The organism is Neobacillus sp. (assembly GCF_031988165.1).
GTDB classification, from domain to species: Bacteria; Bacillota; Bacilli; order Bacillales; family Cytobacillaceae; genus Neobacillus; species Neobacillus rhizosphaerae.
The window spans coordinates 176,636-194,069 of the sequence record NZ_DALZYO010000001.1; the positions used below are offsets into that span (position 1 = coordinate 176,636).

Genomic DNA, 17,434 nt, shown 5'->3' on the forward strand with positions numbered 1-17,434 from the left:
AGCTGCCCGAGTTTTGTATTTATTTTTCTAATGAATTTAGTAAAAAATGTATATTTAAACATAACACCTTTAAAAAATAGGAAAAATTACGTGAAAAATAGACAAAACTAAAAAAGTAAAAAAAATGCTGAAAATGGGTACGCTTACAAGAGGGGCCATCCTTGATAATCCCTTCATCATTCGATAAAGTGGGTAGTGAAAAATAAATTTATGGAGGATCATTCATGACACACGTTCGTTTTGATTACTCGAAAGCTTTGAGCTTCTTTGGAGAACATGAACTTACATATTTACGGGATGCTGTAAAGGTTGCCCACCATTCATTACATGAGAAAACAGGTGCAGGCAACGACTTTTTAGGCTGGATTGAGCTACCAACCAACTATGATAAGGAAGAATTCTCACGCATTCAAAAATCTGCTGAAAAAATCAAAGCTGATTCCGATGTTCTACTTGTTATCGGGATTGGTGGTTCCTACCTAGGGGCAAGAGCCGCCATTGAAATGCTGCAGCATAGCTTCTATAATGCACTTTCTAAAGAAAAACGGAAGACACCGCAAATCATTTTTGTTGGAAACAATATTAGTTCATCTTATATGAGCGATTGTATCGAACTCCTTGATGGAAAGGATTTCTCCATCAACGTCATCTCTAAATCAGGTACCACAACAGAACCAGCGATTGCCTTCCGTATTTTCCGCAAGCTGCTTGAGGAAAAATACGGTCATGAAGAGGCGCGTAAAAGAATTTATGCTACAACAGACAAAGCAAAAGGAGCCTTAAAAACATTATCCAACGAAGAAGGCTACGAAACTTTTGTCATCCCAGATGATGTTGGCGGTAGATATTCAGTTTTAACGGCAGTCGGTTTACTGCCAATCGCCGCTAGCGGGGCAAACATTGAAAAAATGATGGAAGGTGCGTCCCAAGCGCAAGAAGACTTCGGCCATTCAGAGCTTGAAGATAACTTAGCCTACCAATATGCAGCCGTAAGAAATGCACTTTACAATAAAGGGAAAACAATCGAAATGCTGATTAACTATGAGCCTGGGTTGCAATATTTTTCTGAATGGTGGAAGCAGTTGTTTGGTGAAAGTGAAGGGAAGGACCAAAAAGGAATTTATCCATCTTCCGCCAACTTTTCGACTGACCTCCACTCACTTGGACAATATGTTCAAGAAGGACGTCGCGATTTGTTTGAAACCATTATTAAGGTGGAAAAACCTCGCCACGAGCTAAAGATTGAAGCTGTGGAAAATGATTTAGATGGTCTTAATTATCTAGCTGGACAAACCATTGATTTCGTTAACAATAAAGCATTTGAAGGGACCATGCTTGCCCATACAGACGGTGGTGTACCAAATCTAATTGTTACCATTCCAGCAATGGATGAATATACATTTGGCTATCTTGCCTACTTCTTTGAAAAAGCCTGTGCGATGAGCGGATACCTACTTGGCGTCAACCCATTCGATCAGCCAGGGGTGGAAGCCTATAAAGTTAATATGTTCGCTTTATTAGGCAAGCCTGGATTTGAAGAGAAGAAAGCGGAGCTTGAAAAACGCTTGAAATAACTTAAAAACGAGTGCTGATTATCATGGTCAGCACTCGTTTTATTAATTTTCTAATTACTACCGGGTAGGCCAATTCCTTTCCAAGATTAAATTACAGAAGGGTATTGGTCTCATTTAAATAGTAATAACTGATCGTTTTCCTCAATTTGAAATGAATGGGCAGGATTAAGAATGGTTTCCTCCCCTCTTTTGATCCCAATTAGGAGGAAGTCCTTGTTTAACAATTCCTGGCACATTTCTCTGAAACCTTTTCCAATGTCTGCTTCTTTGACTCCAATATCCATCAATCTACTTTCCTGCAATTGATGGACAACGTTTGATAAAAGACCATCTCCATTGGAATGCAAACTGTTTACCATAAAAACGCTCGTCAATTTATTGGATTGAATCACTTCGTCTGCGCCTGCTCTTAAGGCGTTAATTACCTGATCAGCCGTTAAAATTTCTACAATACATTTTACTTGAGTGCATAAGCCTTTAATCGTGAGCAAGGTTAAAATACTATTCATATCGGCCTGGAGCTCATCATTACCCCGATCGGCTGTAATAAGTACCTTCTCTGCACGTTGGATATCACTTTTGATAATCGTTTCATCAACATGTCCTTTTCCTTTAATAAAATGAACAAATCTCGATTTAACCGGGTTTGCTTCGAGTGTTTCGTCAATCAAGACAATCATCTCTGGAAATTTAACACTGGTCAGCTTACCGATTAATTCTCTTGACCTCTCGTTCCAGCCGATTATGATGATATGACCGGTCCCCTTAAAGGGGATTCTTCCTTCGGAAAAGGCATCTTGTTTGGTAACCGCAGCTGCCGCTAAAGTGCCAAAATAGGAAGAGACAAGGCCGACACCAAGTAATATTAGAAATAACGCAGTCAGTCTACCCAAGAAAGAATGGGGAACATAATCACCATAGCCCACTGTAGAGGCGGTAATAATCGCCCACCAAATGCCATCGAAAATCGATGGGAAGGTGTCGGGCTCTAAAAAGTGAATGGTAATACCAAATGTTAGAAATACTAGAATTGCGAGTAATAGAATGCGAACTAGGAGCGGCAATCGTAAAAAGCTTATATAAACTCTATCTGGCACGACCGTCACCTCATTTCTCGTCCTAAATATTATGGACGAAAGATCTATCTGATAATCATGAATTAGTATTTTTTTACTAGGAAAATATTCATAAAATATACTTATTTTTTTCCTAGCAACTACTTGCTTTTCACTGTAAAAACTAATAAATTATGGTTAATAACATAGTAATAGTTACAATACGGAAAGAGGGATGAAGAATGGAAACTCGGATGAATTCACTGTTGTTGAATATTGAAAAAACGAGGTTGGAAATGATTCATTTAGCTTTTCTTTACGGATATTCTAATCCAAATGTTATACAATGCAGCCAAAAACTCGATTCCCTTTTAAATGTTTATAATAATAAAAACGTAAAGCATTAATCATTTTTTATAATGGATTTGCCCTGCTAACTGGCCTGTTGATTTCCGCTCCGGGTACTCGCGCGGAAAGCGAAGCGACTGGAGCGCAAATCAACAGACATGTTACATTAATAAAATTATAATGAATTAACGCGGTGATATATTAAATTGATATAAAAAAATAAAGGCTGTCGAAGGTTTTTCGACAGCCTGAAACCTTCCAAATTAATATTGGAAGGTTTTTTTTACAAGATAAGAAAGCATAAAATTTTTGACTTTGAGAATTATCCAGCTCCAGCGCCCTAGCGACTAGAGTGCTTCCCTCACCTCCCTACGATAAGTCAACATCGGTTCGCTAACGCTCACCGTGTTTCCTTTATCTCAGTCGGTTCAGTCCAGCCCTTACGTCGCTGACCAGGGCGCTTGCGCTTTTCTTATTAGTCATCATTCGCGTCATCAACCCGATAGCTCAGCATAATATAAGCATATTTTGATTTTTTATTTAGCTGCTCCTCACTCAGGTTTGGCAGGCTTGAATCCTCGAAGGTTTCCTGTTGATCAGGTTGTTCGCGAATCGACCTAAACATTCTCCCTTGTGATGTTTCCCATTCTTTTCCTGTCAAAGTGGGCAGACTAATCATTAAATTCACTTGCTTATCAAAGCCTGGTTGCCCCTTTATTAGCTCTGACTCAAGCAACTTCAAGCCTGGTTGAAGTAAATTCATGATTTCTTCCATCATGGTTCCATGATGCTCCTTTAATAAGGCTTCAGTAAACTCAAACCTTTGCCCCGCTATTTCCGATCTTTTATAATATTTTTCAATTAAATTTCCGTGCTGACGAGTTTCTACTAGCTCTAGCATCCCTGCTTCTTCCAGCTTTTTGACATGATAATAGAGCCTCGATTGTTTCTCATTCAATTCCTCGGCAATTTGGCTGACGGTAACAGGTTCTTTGGCAATGTCTAAAATATTTCTTTTTCTAACATCTAACATCATTTTGGCTATTTCTATATCATCGATTTTTTTCATAAAACTTTCCCCCAAGATTAATTAACGGTAGCCGGCTGTTGTGTTTCAGAAATAGATTCAGCTTGATTGTTATTCGATAGGCTTTTATACCCCTTTAGTAAGGGCATAAATACGGCCACGATAACAAGCAGGGCTCCCGAGATGGCTGTTCCATATAAAACTCCGATTTCTTTCGATAACCATCCTCCAAACAAAATTCCGATGATGGAGGAGGTGCTGGCTGTAATTCCAAGTAATGATGAGCCTCTGCCTCTAAAGGCTGCAGGTGTGACTTTTAAAAATATGCTATTCAATGGAACATTTAAAAATGCGTTCAGTACTCCTACCATTATACTCCAAATGTAGACAGGAAGGACGCCGTAAAGTATTTGGAATCCATCCAACGGGATAATTAATACCATCAAAATTCCGATGGCGGCAGTACCAAGTAAAAGAATGGTACTTGGTTTAAATTTCTTAAGGGCAACGGGAGCGGCAATGCCGGCACCGACAATGACACCAACTGCTGTAGCAGCTTCCATAAAGCCAAAATGAAAGGCAGAAACATGAAATTTATTGGTAAGAACGGCTATAAGATTTGTATTTAATATTCCACAGACAAGGGTAATGGGAATTATCAGGATAAGTAAGAAGCGTAGGGCTGGTATTCCGACAACTTCTTTAACACCTGATCTAATTGACAAGAAGTAGGATTCAGACGAAGAAGCATGTGCAAATTTATTTTTACCAAGATTGCGTAACGAGAGGATGAACAGTGCAGAAAGGGCAAAGGTTACCGCATCAATGGCGAAAATAATGTTGTAATTGTTTGTCATCATTAATAATGCTCCAATAGAAGGTCCGATGATATCCATTGCCGCCCTAGTCGATTGTGACAGAGATATAGCCTGCTGGATATTTTCTTCCCCTATAATGTCAGGTATCGACGAGGAGCGTGCCGGATCAAACAGGGCAGATCCAAGTCCTTGGAAAGCAATTAAGATAATGAGGGCTGTTGCTGAGTGATGGAAGGGGATCATTAAGAAGACAATCACCATCCGATAGAAGTCTGCCCCTACCATTAACCATTTCCGGTTATACTTATCGGCTAATGGACCTAGGAAAATCCCAAAGAAAGCAGTGGGAAGAAGCTGGGCGAATATGACTAAACCAATGGCAAGTGGATCCTTTGTCAATGTCGCAACCAGATAGACAATCGCAATTCTCGTGAATCCGTCGCCTAATTGAGAAACGATTTGTCCTAGCCAAAACCGGAGGTAGTTCCGGTTATGAAGAATTTTAAACATGATCATCACTCTCTTTCACTAAAATTTATTTATTCGTTAAAATTTATTTTAATGATTAAATTTATTTTAACAGGGAGTTTAGCGAATGTAAATACTGGAATCGCCTATTTAGTTAAAAATTAGATTTCTTCCTAAATAATGTTAATTTTTTTGCTGATTTTGTGAGAAAAGGAATAATTTCCAACAAGTAAGCAAAATTTATAACGGACGTGCCCTTTTGAAAAAAAGATTTTGAGGTGTAGAAGAGTGGTTATACAGATGAAAAAAGAGAAGCGATACATCCTTTTCGCTTTCATTGTTTTAGCGGTCTATCTTTCTCCGCTATTTATTCTACAGGAGAATGCTCATATCCGGGTTCATGATAATTTGGATTCAAACTTGGCGTGGTATAAGGTATTAGCGAGAAGCGGGGAAATGTTTGGTGGTGTAGAGGGGATCATACCGCAAATCATCAATGGACAGCTGCCCAGAAATGCCTTTGGGACTGAATATAGCATTATTGTATGGTTGTATGCTCTCTTTCCGACGATGACAGCCTATGCCCTAAGCCAGGCAATGACAAGAATTGTCGCATTTTTCGGGATGTATTTATTGTTAAAAAAACATGTTCTTCCTGGTGAGAACTGGCTGTTCATGCAAATTGGGAGTGCACTTGCTTTTGCCTTAACGCCATTTTGGCCGTCGGGGATGCTGAGTACATTAGGGATTCCGCTCGCACTCTGGGCTTTTCTCAACATTCGAAATCGAGAGGCATCCTGGAAGGATTATTTGGTGCTCACCTTGCTGCCTTTTTATGCAAGTATTGTTTTAGGCTTTTTCTTCTTTTTAACAGCTATGGGGATTCTTTGGCTGATGGATGGTCTCAGGGGAAGAGGTTGGAATCTCCGTTTTTTAGTTTCGATTGCTTATATGTCAATTATTTTTATGATAGTGGAATATCGATTAGTTTTTTCATTTCTATTTAAGGGAGAGCCAAATAGCCGGGATGAGTATTTTCACGCGGAACTTCCTTTTTGGAACTCTGTTCGGCTTTCTATCAAAAATTATCTATTAGGACATACCCATGTAATGACCGTACATACCTTATTTATTTTGCCAGCCACCTTCATCGCCATTTATTTTGTCTTTTGGAAAAGGCTGTGGAAGCAAGAAAAGTTGTTTGTGTTTTTATTTGGATTAAATATCGTATTGTCACTATGGTATGCCTTTTGGTTTTATGAGGGCTGGCTCCCGTTAACGGAAAGATTTCATTTTATGGATACCTTTAATTTTGCTCGCTATCACTTTTTAAGGCCGCTTGTTATTTATGCGAGCTTTGCCCTAGCCTTAAAAATTATTTTTCTCCAGGGAAAAAGTTTGGCTAGAACAGCGAAATGGCTTATGGTGTTGCAAATTCTCCTTTTGGGGTTGTTTAATGACGAAATTATTTATCGGCAAAAACCAACGGTCAAAGAATTTTTCGCTGAGCCATTATTTCAAGAAATAAAAGAACATATCGGATTAAAGCAGGAGGAGTATCGGGTCGCTAGTATTGGAATCCATCCGGCTGTCTCACAGTATAACGGCTTTTACACACTAGATACCTACAATAATTTCTATCCATTAAGCTATAAACATCAATTTAGGAAAATAATTGAAAAGGAATTAGCGAAAAATAAAACCATTCGCAAATATTTCGATCAATGGGGAGGGCGCTGTTACATTTTTACAGCACAAGTTGGAAAAAGATATATGATCAAAAAGGATTCCAAACGCCATTTGAAAAATTTAGAGTTGAATACGGATATGTTTAAGGAAATGGGTGGTCGTTATATTTTTTCGGCTATTCCAATCGATAATGCAGCGGAAAATAAACTAGCGCTCGAAAAGATATTCGAATCAAAAACTTCTGCCTGGAAAATTTACTTATATAAGACTATGTAGACATCGGGGGTTTTTAACAGATGATGGAACCAGTCCTTACCATTGTTGTGCCATGTTATAACGAGGAAGCGGCGCTGCCGGAAACGATTGTTCAGCTTCAACAGCTGTTGGAGGAGCTGATCCAAGATAGGCTTGTTTCGAAGCTAAGCAAGCTTTTGTTTGTTGATGACGGTAGTAAGGATGGCACGTGGGAGTTGATTTATAAGGAAGGGCTGCATAATGGGTATGTCCGCGGGTTAAAATTGGCACGCAATGTCGGCCATCAGAACGCCTTACTTGCTGGTTTGCACGCAGCCGGGGAGCGATCCGATTGTGTCGTTTCCATCGATGCGGATTTGCAGGATGATATTCAGGTCATTCGTGAATTTATTTTGAAGTTCCGTGCAGGCTGTGAGATCGTTTATGGTGTGAGGCAGGGTCGTGCGACCGATACATTCTTTAAACGAAGTACCGCACAGGGCTTTTATAAAATCATGAAAATACTAGGTGTCAATCTTGTGTATAATCATGCCGATTTTCGACTAATGAGTAAAAGGGCTTTACAGGAACTAGATCGCTTTAAAGAAGTTAATTTATTTTTGCGGGGAATCGTTCCACTTCTTGGCTTCCAATCCGATGTGGTTTATTATGATCGATTGGAAAGACAGGCTGGTGAAACGAAATATCCAATAAAAAAGATGCTTGCCTTTGCCTTTGACGGGATTACTTCATTTTCTGTTTCACCGATCCGGTTTGTTTTATTCATTGGCTTTGTTTCCTTTTTCATGAGTCTGATCTTTGGGGGCTACTTTTTAACACTTAAATTTTTGGGAAACACTGAGACCGGTTGGACGTCGCTTATCACTTCTATTTGGCTCATCGGTGGACTACAGTTAATTGCCATTGGCTTAATCGGGGAATATGTAGGGAAAATTTATAAAGAAGCAAAGCAGCGTCCTAAGTACATTGTCGACATTGATGCCTTTAACCTCTCAGTGCCAAGGCACCATTTATTTCAGCAAGCGGCAGATGATGAGTCCTTTAGCCTTGAGAATAGAAGTATTTCTGAAAGAAATAAATAGTTAACTTTTAAAAACTATTGTCGTACCAATCCTCTGGCTTGAATAAAAATGAGAAGACAGGCTTTTTTCTAAGCTAGGGGGAAAATCGAATGAATATATTTTTAAGCTATATTTTGTTAGGACTATCGCTAGCTGCTCCCATTGGGCCAATTAATGCTGCACAAATGGATAGGGGAATTAGACATGGTTTTATGCATTCGTGGATTGTAGGAGTGGGCGCCGTTGTTGCCCATGGGATATGTATGTTTGTTGTTTACATTGGAGTTGTCCAGTTTCTTGAAACAGCCTTTATGCAGACATTTCTTTGGATGTTTGGATGTTTTGTTCTTCTTTATACGGGAATAGAAACGATAATGAAAGCAGGGATAACTTATTTGGAGTATTCGAGAGGAGAGGAACCGCTAATTAAATCGTTTTTTTCTGGGTTCTTTCTATCTATTTCCAATCCACTTACGTTATTGTTTTGGCTTGGTATTTACGGTTCTGTTCTCGCTAGGACTGTTGCTGCTAATGATACTAGTCAATTAATTCTTTACAATAGCGCCATTTTCATTGGCCTATTCATTTGGGATATAACTTTGGCTGGCGTGGCCAGCAACTTTCGTAAATTTTTAACTTCTAGATTACTGGTTATCATTTCCTTCCTCTCTGGTCTTTCATTAAGTGGATTTGGGATTTATTTTGGAATTCAAGCCATTAAGAATTTGTATAAATAAGAAAAAAATGGGAAATCAAATACATGTCCATCTTGAAATAAAGGAAAAGTCAGTTCGATTTTTTATGGAATAAAATTTTTAGTACATAATCAAAGACTAAACAATTGAAAATATAAAGGAACTATCTAAACTGCACCTATTAATGCAAATATAGAATTTGGGAGAAACTAACCCAATATGGTACTAGTGCTTGGAAATGAAAGGGGTTTATCACATGCTATCTACACAGCAGTTAGCTGAGCTACGTTTACAATTATTGCAGGAAAAAGGTGAAGTGGAAGAACATTTGCAACAAAATGATCACTTTGGATTAGAGCGAGGACATGCACATGAATCAGTAGGTGAGTTATCCAGCTATGACAACCACCCTGCAGATGAAGGGACCGAGCTTTATGAACGTGAAAAGGATATTGCCTTAAACGAGCATTATGAACTATTGCTAGGAAATATTAATAAAGCCTTAGAAGCCATGGAAAATGGCATTTACGGTATATGTGAGGTTTGCGGCAAGGAGATTCCGTTAGAACGGTTAGAAGCCTTGCCAAATACGACTTATTGTATCGAACATAGCCCGGATCAAGTGACGTCTCACAAGCGTCCTGTTGAAGAAGGCGTGTTAATGCCGCCATGGGGGAAATTTGCTATGGACGAACAAGATGAAAATGTCGGCTTTGATGCCGAGGATTCCTGGCAGGAAGTGTCCAAATGGGGCACATCGGAAACCCCGTCCGATCTAGCCTTCTCACAGGATGACTACAATGATATTTATATCGATGCGGATGAAAATATCGGTTATGTTGAGGATTATGAAAATTTTGTTGGTAATGATATGTACGGCAATAACGTCAAGGTTTATCCAAATCCGCAGCATGAACATTATGAGGATACGCTCGATGAGGAAGGAATTATGACAACTTTTGGTGATTTGCCGGCATATGAACACGATCCATATACTGATCCGGATGATAAATAGGAAGGAAAAATGAAAACAGCTTTCGGATTGAGAGCTGTTTTCTCTGATTTTCATTTATATAGGAATAAATCGACTAACCTTGTTGGTTCATATCGTCTGGGGCATCGTCGATTGTGCCTTCCTTGTAGACATCACTAACTTGCTCATGGGTAGTTGCTAATCCTGCTGAAAGGTCATCTGTTTCTTGATAGTAACTTGGATGAAAGAAACTTCCGGCAACTTCTTTTTTGGGATTGGCTTTTTTATTGTCCATAATAAATTCCTCCTTCATTGTAGATACAATGGTATTTTCTTCTGTTTTCAAAAAATTACTCAAAGGACCGTGAAAAATGAACAAAAAGAATGAATTTCCATCGCGAGAAGAATTAGATCAGGCCTTCCATTTTCTCCATGACCAAATAAACCTAATTTCTGTTGTAGAAGAAGTAGAAATGATTAAAAAAGACAAAGACGGGCATGAAGAATAAGGACAAAAGGATTCTCAATGACTTAAGTTTTTCGTCAGCCCAACTTATCTTGAACCGCGCAAGACTTTTTCTCTAGACCCATCAAGGTCATTTTTGCTATGATTTCTAGAGGAATTTTAGAGGTGGTTTACTATGGAAATGAGAGAAACTCTAGCCAAAAAAGTGGCTTGGATTAGCGTAATTAGCAATATTATTCTTACATTAGGAAAAATAATCATTGGCAGGTATGGAAATAGTGACGCTGTGTTTGCAGATGGAATCCATTCAGCGGCAGATGTTTTTGCTTCTGTGATTGTTTTGTTGGTTATTAAAATTGCAAATAAACCTGCGGATAAGGAGCATCCATATGGGCATGGCAAGGCTGAGGTAATTGTTTCTGAAATCATTGGAATTCTCCTTTTACTTGTTTCCATCTATGTGGTTTACGAAGGGATTAGTGGTTTCTTTCATGAAGTAGAATCACCCAATTTTTTGGCCATGTGGGTAGCGCTCTTTTCATTTATTACTAAGATTATTCTATATCGAACATCATTAACGGTTGCAAAACAGAATCAGAGTAAAGCGATTGAAGCAATTGCATTTGATCATAAAGCAGATATTGTCGCCTCAATTGCAGCTGCAATTGGAGTTCTCATTTCAATTGTTGGTGAACGGTTTGATATCCATTTCCTGCTATACGGGGATAAGGCTGCAAGTATTTTTGTTGCCTACTTAATTTTTAAAATTGCGAAAGAAATGTTGACAGAAGCCTTTGACATTTTACTTGAACGAAATATTAACACTGAGACACTTCAGGAATATATTACTATTATCGGTGAATTTCCCGATGTCAAACGGATTGATCGTCTCAGGGCAAGAGAACATGGACATTATATTTTAGTCGATTTACGAATTTCCATTGACCATTATAAAACAATCAAGCAAGGCCATGATCTTGCCAAATCCATCAAAAGGAAACTAATGGAGAAAAATGATAACATCAGAGAGGTATTAATTCATTTAAATCCCTATTTTCCGGAAAACAAGTAATCTTAAAAAAAACTCCTTTGTACTTTCAAGCATTAGGGGTTATGATAGGATAGGAAATGAAAAAAAATTTAAGGGAGTTGATATTTTTGAGTTATTCCGTAGACCCGGACCCAAGTAGGCGAGGGGAAGTCAATGTACTCTTTGAATGGATTGAAATGAATAGCAAGAATATCAACTCTAGAAAAGGTTGTTGGCTTCCTCAAACAAAGTGAGTGAGGAGGTTTTTGTATGTTGGAAATTTTTAAAAGCACAGAAGCTAAGGTTTTAGAAAAAGTTGATGTTATTTCCAAAGGCTGCTGGGTTAATATGTATGCCCCTACAGCAGAGGAAATTCACAGAGTATCAAATGATGCTCAAATCGATGTCGATATTATCAAAGATGCCCTGGATGATGAAGAACGTCCAAGGATTGAACGAGATGATGGCCGGATCTATATCATCGTCGATTTTCCTTATATCGTCCATGATGAAACAGGTTTTGCCAGTTATGAGACTATTCCAATTGGCATTGTTCTTACTGATGATTGTATCATTACCGTTTCCTTAAAAGATTCACCGATATTAGAGGAATTCAGGAAAAACAGAGTGAAAGAATTTTTTACGTTTAAAAAAACGCGATTTGCCCTGCAAATTCTGTTTGTCATTTCTTCTTATTATCTTCGGTACTTAAAACAAATTAACAAGAAAACAAATGAAATTGAACGGGTTGTTCACCAATCCTTAAAAAATAAAGAACTATATGCGTTTTTAGCTTTAGAGAAGAGTTTGGTTTATTTTACAACTTCCTTAAAGTCGAATAAAGTCGTACTCGATAAAATATTACGGTTTAATTATTTAAAAATGTATGAAGAAGACAAGGACTTATTAGAGGATGTTATTATTGAAAAAACACAGGCGATTGAAATGGCAGAGACGTACCGCTCCATTTTGACTGGGATGATGAATGCCTTTGCCTCGATTATTTCGAATAACTTAAACATTGTCATGAAGTTTTTAACTTCGATTACGATCATTTTGTCATTCCCAACGATGGTAGCGAGCTTTTATGGAATGAACGTTGATATTCCCTTCCAGCATGCCACCCATTCTTATGCAATTCCGCTTGTAATATCTGCTTTTTTAACAAGCTTAACAGCGTTTATTTTTTGGAAAAAGAAGTATTTTTAAATTGCCAGCCTTTCAACGGGCTGGCTTTTCTGTTTTAAAAAAATCCATCCTAAGACGAAGCATGAATCAAAATGACTTCAACGATTTTAAATAAATTCTTTTATGAAATATAGAAAAGTGAACCATCCTTATTATAATAAAGGTAAAAATTTCCCAACATTTTAATGTTGAGCATTTGCTATCTGGTCTAAACTTTTCGCATAGGTTAGTAATTGAATTTTTTAAGTAGTCTGAAAGAAACTGTAAGAAATGTATTTATTATAGTAAAATGGAAAAAAACGAAAGGTAGCTGAAAATATGGAATTCGGAGCTCTAATTAAATTCTATCGAACTCAAAGAGGAATTACACAAGCGGAGCTTGCCAGAGGGATTTGCTCGGTCCCTCATTTAAGTAAAATAGAGAACAATTCAAAAGAAGCTAATGAGGAAACGGTTTCCCTTTTACTCGAAAGGCTAGAAATAAGCTTGGAAGAGATGGAAGAGAAAGAAGGGACAATCCAACTTTTATTAAAACAACTTGCTGAAAAGATAAATTATTACTTGAAAGATAAAGTAGACGAAACATTTCAAAAGCTGCAAGAAATGGAACATATTATTCCATTTTCAAAATTTATTTATTTATACGAATTAATCAAGTATAGGTATCTATTATTTAAAGGGTTTTACACAGAAGCAGAATCTCAAAAAGATTTATTATTTAAGCAAAGGAAAAATTTTTCCCAACATGAAGAGTATTTATTTTTGTATTCAAATGCTGTACTTTTAACTATGAAGGGGCAGTATAGAGCGGCGGATGAGATACTTGATGCCATGTATGATGATCCAAGTAATGAAACGGCGAGGGCAGAATTTTATTATTACCGTGCTTTTGTAAAAAGTGCCCTTGAGCAGTCCGGACATGCCATTCATTTTGGCAAATTAGCACTGCAGCTTTACATGAATGAACATAACTTTTTTCGTATTCTTCACACACTGATGCTCTTAGGGATAAACTACACCTCCGCCAACATATATGAAGAAGCAGAAGAATGCTTCGACCATTTGATCCGAAGTGAAGAATTATTAAAACAGGAGAAGCTATTGCCCCAGATTTATCATAATATGGGCTATTTGCAAAATAAAAAGAAAAATCCAAAGGAAGCCCTAATCTATTATGAAAAGAGCTTGGCCCTGCAGTCAATCAATCATCCTCATTACCTGGTTACTCTGTATTCCATTGCAGAAATTCAATATGCTCTTCAGGAAAAATCGAAGGCGAAAGAGTATTTTCAAGTCGTAGCTTCTTTAGCAAAGGATCGAAGGAACAAAAAATATCGCTTGTTAGCAGAATTTTACTTATTTCACCTGGTTTCTAGCAATAAAGCATTTAAATATTTAGAAACAAAAGTAATACCCTATCTTGAAGATACGAATGAACACCTTAACGACCTTAACCGTTTTTACAAAATGATTTCTGATTTCTATTCACAGCAAGGATTGTATTTGGAATCAGTAAATTATTTAAATAAAATTACATGAGGAGGAAATGTAATGAAAAAAGCTGTTGTCCTACTATTTTCACTTTCTTTACTAGTCTTTTTATCTCCGTCAAATGTTAAAAGTTCAAAATCATCCGTTCAAGTGGCTCAAACTCCTATTACAGCAGATCATCCAATACTTCCCCCACTTTAATAATATAATACCTTTCCCCCTGTACATCGGGGGTTTTTTTTTGTCTCAAAAGGAACATTCCCAAGAAGAAGTAAATGAGAATGAGTAATAGCCATTATTATGTTCCTTAATAGGATAAATCTAGCAAAGAAATGGTATGCTAATAATATGTGTTTTTACTTTGGATAAGGTTTAAGGAGGAAAATATGAAATCATTTGTTGTGAGTTTTCATCAAGAAGATAACGTAGATAGCATGCAGATTCAAAAACTAAATCAAGAGGAATTTGATAAGGCAACGGAAGGTGGAACAAGGCATTTATTTGAAGTTGATACAAATATTGGCTTTTTTGTCTTTTTCGATGCAGCAGATATTGACGGTGATCTCTCTTACATGGTCTTGCAATATGAAGAAGACAAGGAAGAACCAATTGCCTGCTACTCGTTCCAGTTGAAGGACTTTTATGAGTTTATGGCGCTATTCTTAAATGATCTTGAATTCAATGAAGAAACAGACGAAGAGGATGAAGAATACGGGCCGATTCATCATTTAGCACACCTTTTGTTTCATATTGTTGAAGAGGGAAAGGAACTTGAGGTGTAAAAAAGCTGTATTTTGTTACTGTTTTCAAAAAATGAGGTTTGGATGGGAAGTTTAGAGAATAAAAACAAGCACTTGGGAAATAAACTCCAAGTGCTTGTTTTATTAGCCTTTTGCTTTAGTTACTTCCACCCTGGCTTTTCCCATAAAGAATATCGTAACTGCTGCCAGAGCAATAGGAATTAAAGCTAGCATAAAGGTATGTGTAATCGAATCCGACATGGCATGAACAATTTTAGATAAAATGAAATCAGGAATCTTCGCACGCTCACTTGCCTGGAAAATCTCACGCGGATCGCCCATTTTAAAATTTCCTGCACCCTGCATGCCTGCGAATGCTTCCTTCAATTTGTCCTTAAATTCATTGCCCTGAATGGTACCGAATATCGTTACTCCTAGTGTCATCCCAAACGAACGAAGGAAGGAGTTAGTAGAGTTTGCGGTTCCTCGATATTGCGGCTCCAAATTATGAATCGACGCAGTCGGCAATAAAGAGAAGGAAAAACCTACCCCGAACCCGACAAGAATCATATAAAGCGTTAATAGCCAGCGAGCTGTATCAACCGTCATACCACCAAGGAAAAACATCCCCAATATGTATGAAACAATCGAAATAAACATCAGGTTACGATACGAAGTCTTGGTTAAGAAAATACCCCCAACCGAACTTCCTGCGACAGAACCCAACATCATTGGTGTCAAAATCAAGCCGGCATTCTTGGCGGTGCCACCGTATACTCCTTGGACGAAAATGGGAATAAATACGGTTAAAATAATAAATGTACCACCATATAGAAAAGCTAAAATTTGTGAAGTAGCAAACAGCCTTCTTTTAAATAGCCAAAGGGGTAAAATAGGTTCTTCTGCTTTTATTTCAGCAATGAAGAAGGCAACAAAAAAGACTAAGAAGCTTGCAAATAAGCAAATGATTGGAATGGAATTCCAATCGTATTCTTTACCACCCAGTTCGAGAGCAAACATTAAACTTACAACAGAAATGACAAGCGTAATAGCTCCGAGCCAGTCAATTTTTTGCTTGGAGTGGCTTAGCGATTCATGATAATAGCGTACAATTAATAGTAGTGAAACGATTCCAATCGGAACATTAACATAGAAAATCCAATGCCAGCTGATATAATCAGTAATGTAGGCACCTAGTAACGGTCCTAATACGCTGGATGCGCCGAATACTGCTCCAAGTAAGCCAGTCATCTTTCCACGGTTTTCCGGAGGGAAAATATCAAAAACGATCGTAAAGGCAATCGGCATGAGGGCCCCGCCACCAATCCCTTGAATCGCCCTGAAAATACTTAGCTGTACAATACTTTGGGCAATCCCACAAAGGGCAGACCCAACAAGGAATACGACTAATCCAAAAATAAAAAAGCGTTTCCGACCATACATATCGGATAGCTTACCGAAAATGGGCATTCCGGCCATAACGGCTACCATATAGGCCGATGTTACCCAAATAAACTTGTCAAAGCCACCAAGATCAGAAACGATAGTTCCCATCGCTGTTGCGACAATGGTATTATCCATGGCCGACATTAATATGGCCAATAGTATGCCAGTAACAACGAGCTTAAGATTATTGTCTTTTTTGATCATAAAATTTCTCCTTAGTAGACACTGTAATGATAGTAATGTCTTAAAGTAACTCGGTAAGTCCTCCTACATTTATTTTCCACATATATTCAGGTCGATAATCATGATAAAGCAATTTTAAAAGGAAGGTGAAACCTTGTCAATAAATAGTTTTAAGCAAAGAAAAGAGACTCTTTTGGGAGTCCCTTCCATATATTAAAAATAGCAAATTTCTTTCTAGGCTTTCAAAATATCATGGTCAACGTAGCGCTCGCCGTTCATTACACTTAGAAGATTGATGGCTACTTTTGCACCGTCACCAGCGGTAACAATGGTATGTACACTTACACCAGCCACTGTTCCAGCGGCCCAAATTCCTTCTATATTCGTTTTTCCAGCTGCATCAACGTCAAGAATGGTCTTAACTCTTGGCTCTGTACCAGATTTTGTTGCTAAACCGACTTTTTCAGCAAGGTCTACAAAGAATCCAGTGGCAACGATTACATGTTTTGCTTCGTATTCGCCTTCTTCAGCTTCTACTTTAAAACCGCCTTCGACTTGACTAATATTTGTAACCGTTGCTTGGACAATTTCAGCACCAAATTTACTTGCTTGTTGCTTACCAATCTCAACAAGGTTTGGACCAGAGATTTCCAATACGCCATAATGGTTTTCAACCCATGCCCGTTTTGTAACGGTTTTGTCATTATCAAGAACCAAAGTTTTCTTTCCTGCTTTTGCAGTGAATAAAGCTGCACTAGCACCAGCTGGTCCTGCACCAATAACTACAACATCAAACATATCCATACCTCCAATTGATAAATTTTTCACCTTATACAAAAAAAGCTTAGCTCAATTAGTAACAATTGTAAAAGAAACTGCTTACACTTTTAAGATTAACCTTCCACTAAAAAATCAGTACTTAAATTA

At 37.9% G+C, this 17,434-nt stretch carries 18 protein-coding genes; 12 read left to right on the forward strand and 6 right to left on the reverse strand.

Going from position 1 to position 17,434, the window contains the following annotated elements:
* Positions 1-224 precede the first annotated feature (224 nt).
* A complete protein-coding gene (locus RTR43_RS00920) occupies positions 225-1,574 on the forward strand; it encodes a glucose-6-phosphate isomerase (protein ID WP_312468989.1) in 1,350 nt (449 codons plus the stop codon).
* A gap of 110 nt (positions 1,575-1,684) precedes the next feature.
* On the opposite strand, the gene RTR43_RS00925 is transcribed toward RTR43_RS00920, so the two are convergent.
* Positions 1,685-2,671 (reverse strand): potassium channel family protein, encoded by a 987-nt coding sequence (locus RTR43_RS00925; RefSeq protein ID WP_312468990.1) that lies wholly within the window; start codon positions 2,669-2,671, stop codon positions 1,685-1,687.
* A gap of 212 nt (positions 2,672-2,883) precedes the next feature.
* Here RTR43_RS00925 and RTR43_RS00930 point away from each other — a divergent pair, with 212 nt between their 5' ends.
* Positions 2,884-3,036 (forward strand): aspartyl-phosphate phosphatase Spo0E family protein, encoded by a 153-nt coding sequence (locus tag RTR43_RS00930; RefSeq protein WP_264760447.1) that lies wholly within the window; start codon positions 2,884-2,886, stop codon positions 3,034-3,036.
* Between the two features lie 416 nt (positions 3,037-3,452).
* Here RTR43_RS00930 and RTR43_RS00935 read toward each other — a convergent pair whose 3' ends face one another.
* Both RTR43_RS00935 and RTR43_RS00940 read right to left on the reverse strand, forming a co-directional pair.
* Positions 3,453-4,046, reverse strand: a complete 594-nt coding sequence (locus RTR43_RS00935) for a winged helix-turn-helix domain-containing protein (protein ID WP_312468991.1) — start codon at positions 4,044-4,046, stop codon at positions 3,453-3,455.
* Positions 4,047-4,063: 17 nt separating this feature from the next.
* Entirely contained in the window at positions 4,064-5,332 is a 1,269-nt protein-coding gene (locus tag RTR43_RS00940; RefSeq protein ID WP_312468993.1) for an MFS transporter, read from the reverse strand.
* Positions 5,333-5,590: 258 nt separating this feature from the next.
* On the opposite strand from RTR43_RS00940, the gene RTR43_RS00945 reads away from it, so the two are divergent.
* From RTR43_RS00945 to RTR43_RS00960, 4 genes are all read left to right on the forward strand, one after another.
* Complete coding sequence (locus tag RTR43_RS00945; protein WP_312468995.1) at positions 5,591-7,255, forward strand: DUF6044 family protein; 1,665 nt, start codon at positions 5,591-5,593, stop codon at positions 7,253-7,255.
* Between the two features lie 20 nt (positions 7,256-7,275).
* Positions 7,276-8,316: a glycosyltransferase family 2 protein gene (locus tag RTR43_RS00950; RefSeq protein ID WP_312468997.1), complete on the forward strand. Its 1,041-nt coding sequence runs from the start codon at positions 7,276-7,278 to the stop codon at positions 8,314-8,316.
* 89 nt (positions 8,317-8,405) lie between these two features.
* A complete protein-coding gene (locus tag RTR43_RS00955; RefSeq protein ID WP_312468999.1) occupies positions 8,406-9,032 on the forward strand; it encodes a LysE family transporter in 627 nt (208 codons plus the stop codon).
* Between the two features lie 214 nt (positions 9,033-9,246).
* Positions 9,247-10,005: a yteA family sporulation protein gene (locus RTR43_RS00960; protein ID WP_312469000.1), complete on the forward strand. Its 759-nt coding sequence runs from the start codon at positions 9,247-9,249 to the stop codon at positions 10,003-10,005.
* 73 nt (positions 10,006-10,078) lie between these two features.
* Here RTR43_RS00960 and RTR43_RS00965 read toward each other — a convergent pair whose 3' ends face one another.
* Positions 10,079-10,258, reverse strand: a complete 180-nt coding sequence (locus tag RTR43_RS00965; protein ID WP_248734679.1) for a YozQ family protein — start codon at positions 10,256-10,258, stop codon at positions 10,079-10,081.
* 76 nt (positions 10,259-10,334) lie between these two features.
* Between RTR43_RS00965 and RTR43_RS00970 the strand changes: the two genes are divergently transcribed.
* The 6 genes from RTR43_RS00970 to RTR43_RS00995 all read left to right on the forward strand — a co-directional run bounded on the left by RTR43_RS00970 (position 10,335) and on the right by RTR43_RS00995 (position 14,920).
* Positions 10,335-10,472 carry a hypothetical protein gene (locus RTR43_RS00970; RefSeq protein WP_312469001.1) on the forward strand — a complete coding sequence of 46 codons (138 nt, stop codon included), beginning with the start codon at positions 10,335-10,337 and terminating at the stop codon, positions 10,470-10,472.
* 132 nt (positions 10,473-10,604) lie between these two features.
* On the forward strand, positions 10,605-11,501 hold the full coding sequence (locus RTR43_RS00975) for a cation diffusion facilitator family transporter (protein WP_312469002.1): 897 nt from the start codon (positions 10,605-10,607) through the stop codon (positions 11,499-11,501).
* A gap of 228 nt (positions 11,502-11,729) precedes the next feature.
* The gene (locus tag RTR43_RS00980) at positions 11,730-12,668 is read left to right on the forward strand and encodes a magnesium transporter CorA family protein (RefSeq protein WP_312469004.1); all 939 of its coding nucleotides are present in this window, start codon (positions 11,730-11,732) and stop codon (positions 12,666-12,668) included.
* A 297-nt stretch (positions 12,669-12,965) separates the two neighbouring features.
* The gene (locus RTR43_RS00985; RefSeq protein ID WP_312469005.1) at positions 12,966-14,186 is read left to right on the forward strand and encodes a helix-turn-helix domain-containing protein; all 1,221 of its coding nucleotides are present in this window, start codon (positions 12,966-12,968) and stop codon (positions 14,184-14,186) included.
* Between the two features lie 12 nt (positions 14,187-14,198).
* Positions 14,199-14,339: a hypothetical protein gene (locus RTR43_RS00990; protein WP_248735162.1), complete on the forward strand. Its 141-nt coding sequence runs from the start codon at positions 14,199-14,201 to the stop codon at positions 14,337-14,339.
* A gap of 185 nt (positions 14,340-14,524) precedes the next feature.
* Positions 14,525-14,920: a cytosolic protein gene (locus tag RTR43_RS00995; RefSeq protein ID WP_312469007.1), complete on the forward strand. Its 396-nt coding sequence runs from the start codon at positions 14,525-14,527 to the stop codon at positions 14,918-14,920.
* 102 nt (positions 14,921-15,022) lie between these two features.
* On the opposite strand, the gene RTR43_RS01000 is transcribed toward RTR43_RS00995, so the two are convergent.
* The gene (locus tag RTR43_RS01000; RefSeq protein WP_312469008.1) at positions 15,023-16,528 is read right to left on the reverse strand and encodes an MDR family MFS transporter; all 1,506 of its coding nucleotides are present in this window, start codon (positions 16,526-16,528) and stop codon (positions 15,023-15,025) included.
* A gap of 213 nt (positions 16,529-16,741) precedes the next feature.
* Positions 16,742-17,305 carry an FAD-dependent oxidoreductase gene (locus RTR43_RS01005; protein WP_312469009.1) on the reverse strand — a complete coding sequence of 188 codons (564 nt, stop codon included), beginning with the start codon at positions 17,303-17,305 and terminating at the stop codon, positions 16,742-16,744.
* Positions 17,306-17,434: the final 129 nt, after the last annotated feature.

Bases quoted from the DNA above. Each gene is read 5' to 3' on its own strand.
- RTR43_RS00920 (WP_312468989.1), top strand. From the start codon at position 225: ATGACACACGTTCGTTTTGATTACTCGAAAGCTTTGAGCTTCTTTGGA.
- RTR43_RS00930 (WP_264760447.1), top strand. From the start codon at position 2,884: ATGAATTCACTGTTGTTGAATATTGAAAAAACGAGGTTGGAAATGATT.
- RTR43_RS00935 (WP_312468991.1), bottom strand. From the start codon at position 4,046: ATGAAAAAAATCGATGATATAGAAATAGCCAAAATGATGTTAGATGTT.
- RTR43_RS00940 (WP_312468993.1), bottom strand. From the start codon at position 5,332: ATGTTTAAAATTCTTCATAACCGGAACTACCTCCGGTTTTGGCTAGGA.
- RTR43_RS00945 (WP_312468995.1), top strand. From the start codon at position 5,591: ATGAAAAAAGAGAAGCGATACATCCTTTTCGCTTTCATTGTTTTAGCG.
- RTR43_RS00950 (WP_312468997.1), top strand. From the start codon at position 7,276: ATGATGGAACCAGTCCTTACCATTGTTGTGCCATGTTATAACGAGGAA.
- RTR43_RS00955 (WP_312468999.1), top strand. From the start codon at position 8,406: ATGAATATATTTTTAAGCTATATTTTGTTAGGACTATCGCTAGCTGCT.
- RTR43_RS00960 (WP_312469000.1), top strand. From the start codon at position 9,247: ATGCTATCTACACAGCAGTTAGCTGAGCTACGTTTACAATTATTGCAG.
- RTR43_RS00965 (WP_248734679.1), bottom strand. From the start codon at position 10,258: ATGGACAATAAAAAAGCCAATCCCAAAAAAGAAGTTGCCGGAAGTTTC.
- RTR43_RS00970 (WP_312469001.1), top strand. From the start codon at position 10,335: ATGAACAAAAAGAATGAATTTCCATCGCGAGAAGAATTAGATCAGGCC.
- RTR43_RS00975 (WP_312469002.1), top strand. From the start codon at position 10,605: ATGGAAATGAGAGAAACTCTAGCCAAAAAAGTGGCTTGGATTAGCGTA.
- RTR43_RS00980 (WP_312469004.1), top strand. From the start codon at position 11,730: ATGTTGGAAATTTTTAAAAGCACAGAAGCTAAGGTTTTAGAAAAAGTT.
- RTR43_RS00985 (WP_312469005.1), top strand. From the start codon at position 12,966: ATGGAATTCGGAGCTCTAATTAAATTCTATCGAACTCAAAGAGGAATT.
- RTR43_RS00990 (WP_248735162.1), top strand. From the start codon at position 14,199: ATGAAAAAAGCTGTTGTCCTACTATTTTCACTTTCTTTACTAGTCTTT.
- RTR43_RS00995 (WP_312469007.1), top strand. From the start codon at position 14,525: ATGAAATCATTTGTTGTGAGTTTTCATCAAGAAGATAACGTAGATAGC.
- RTR43_RS01000 (WP_312469008.1), bottom strand. From the start codon at position 16,528: ATGATCAAAAAAGACAATAATCTTAAGCTCGTTGTTACTGGCATACTA.
- RTR43_RS01005 (WP_312469009.1), bottom strand. From the start codon at position 17,305: ATGTTTGATGTTGTAGTTATTGGTGCAGGACCAGCTGGTGCTAGTGCA.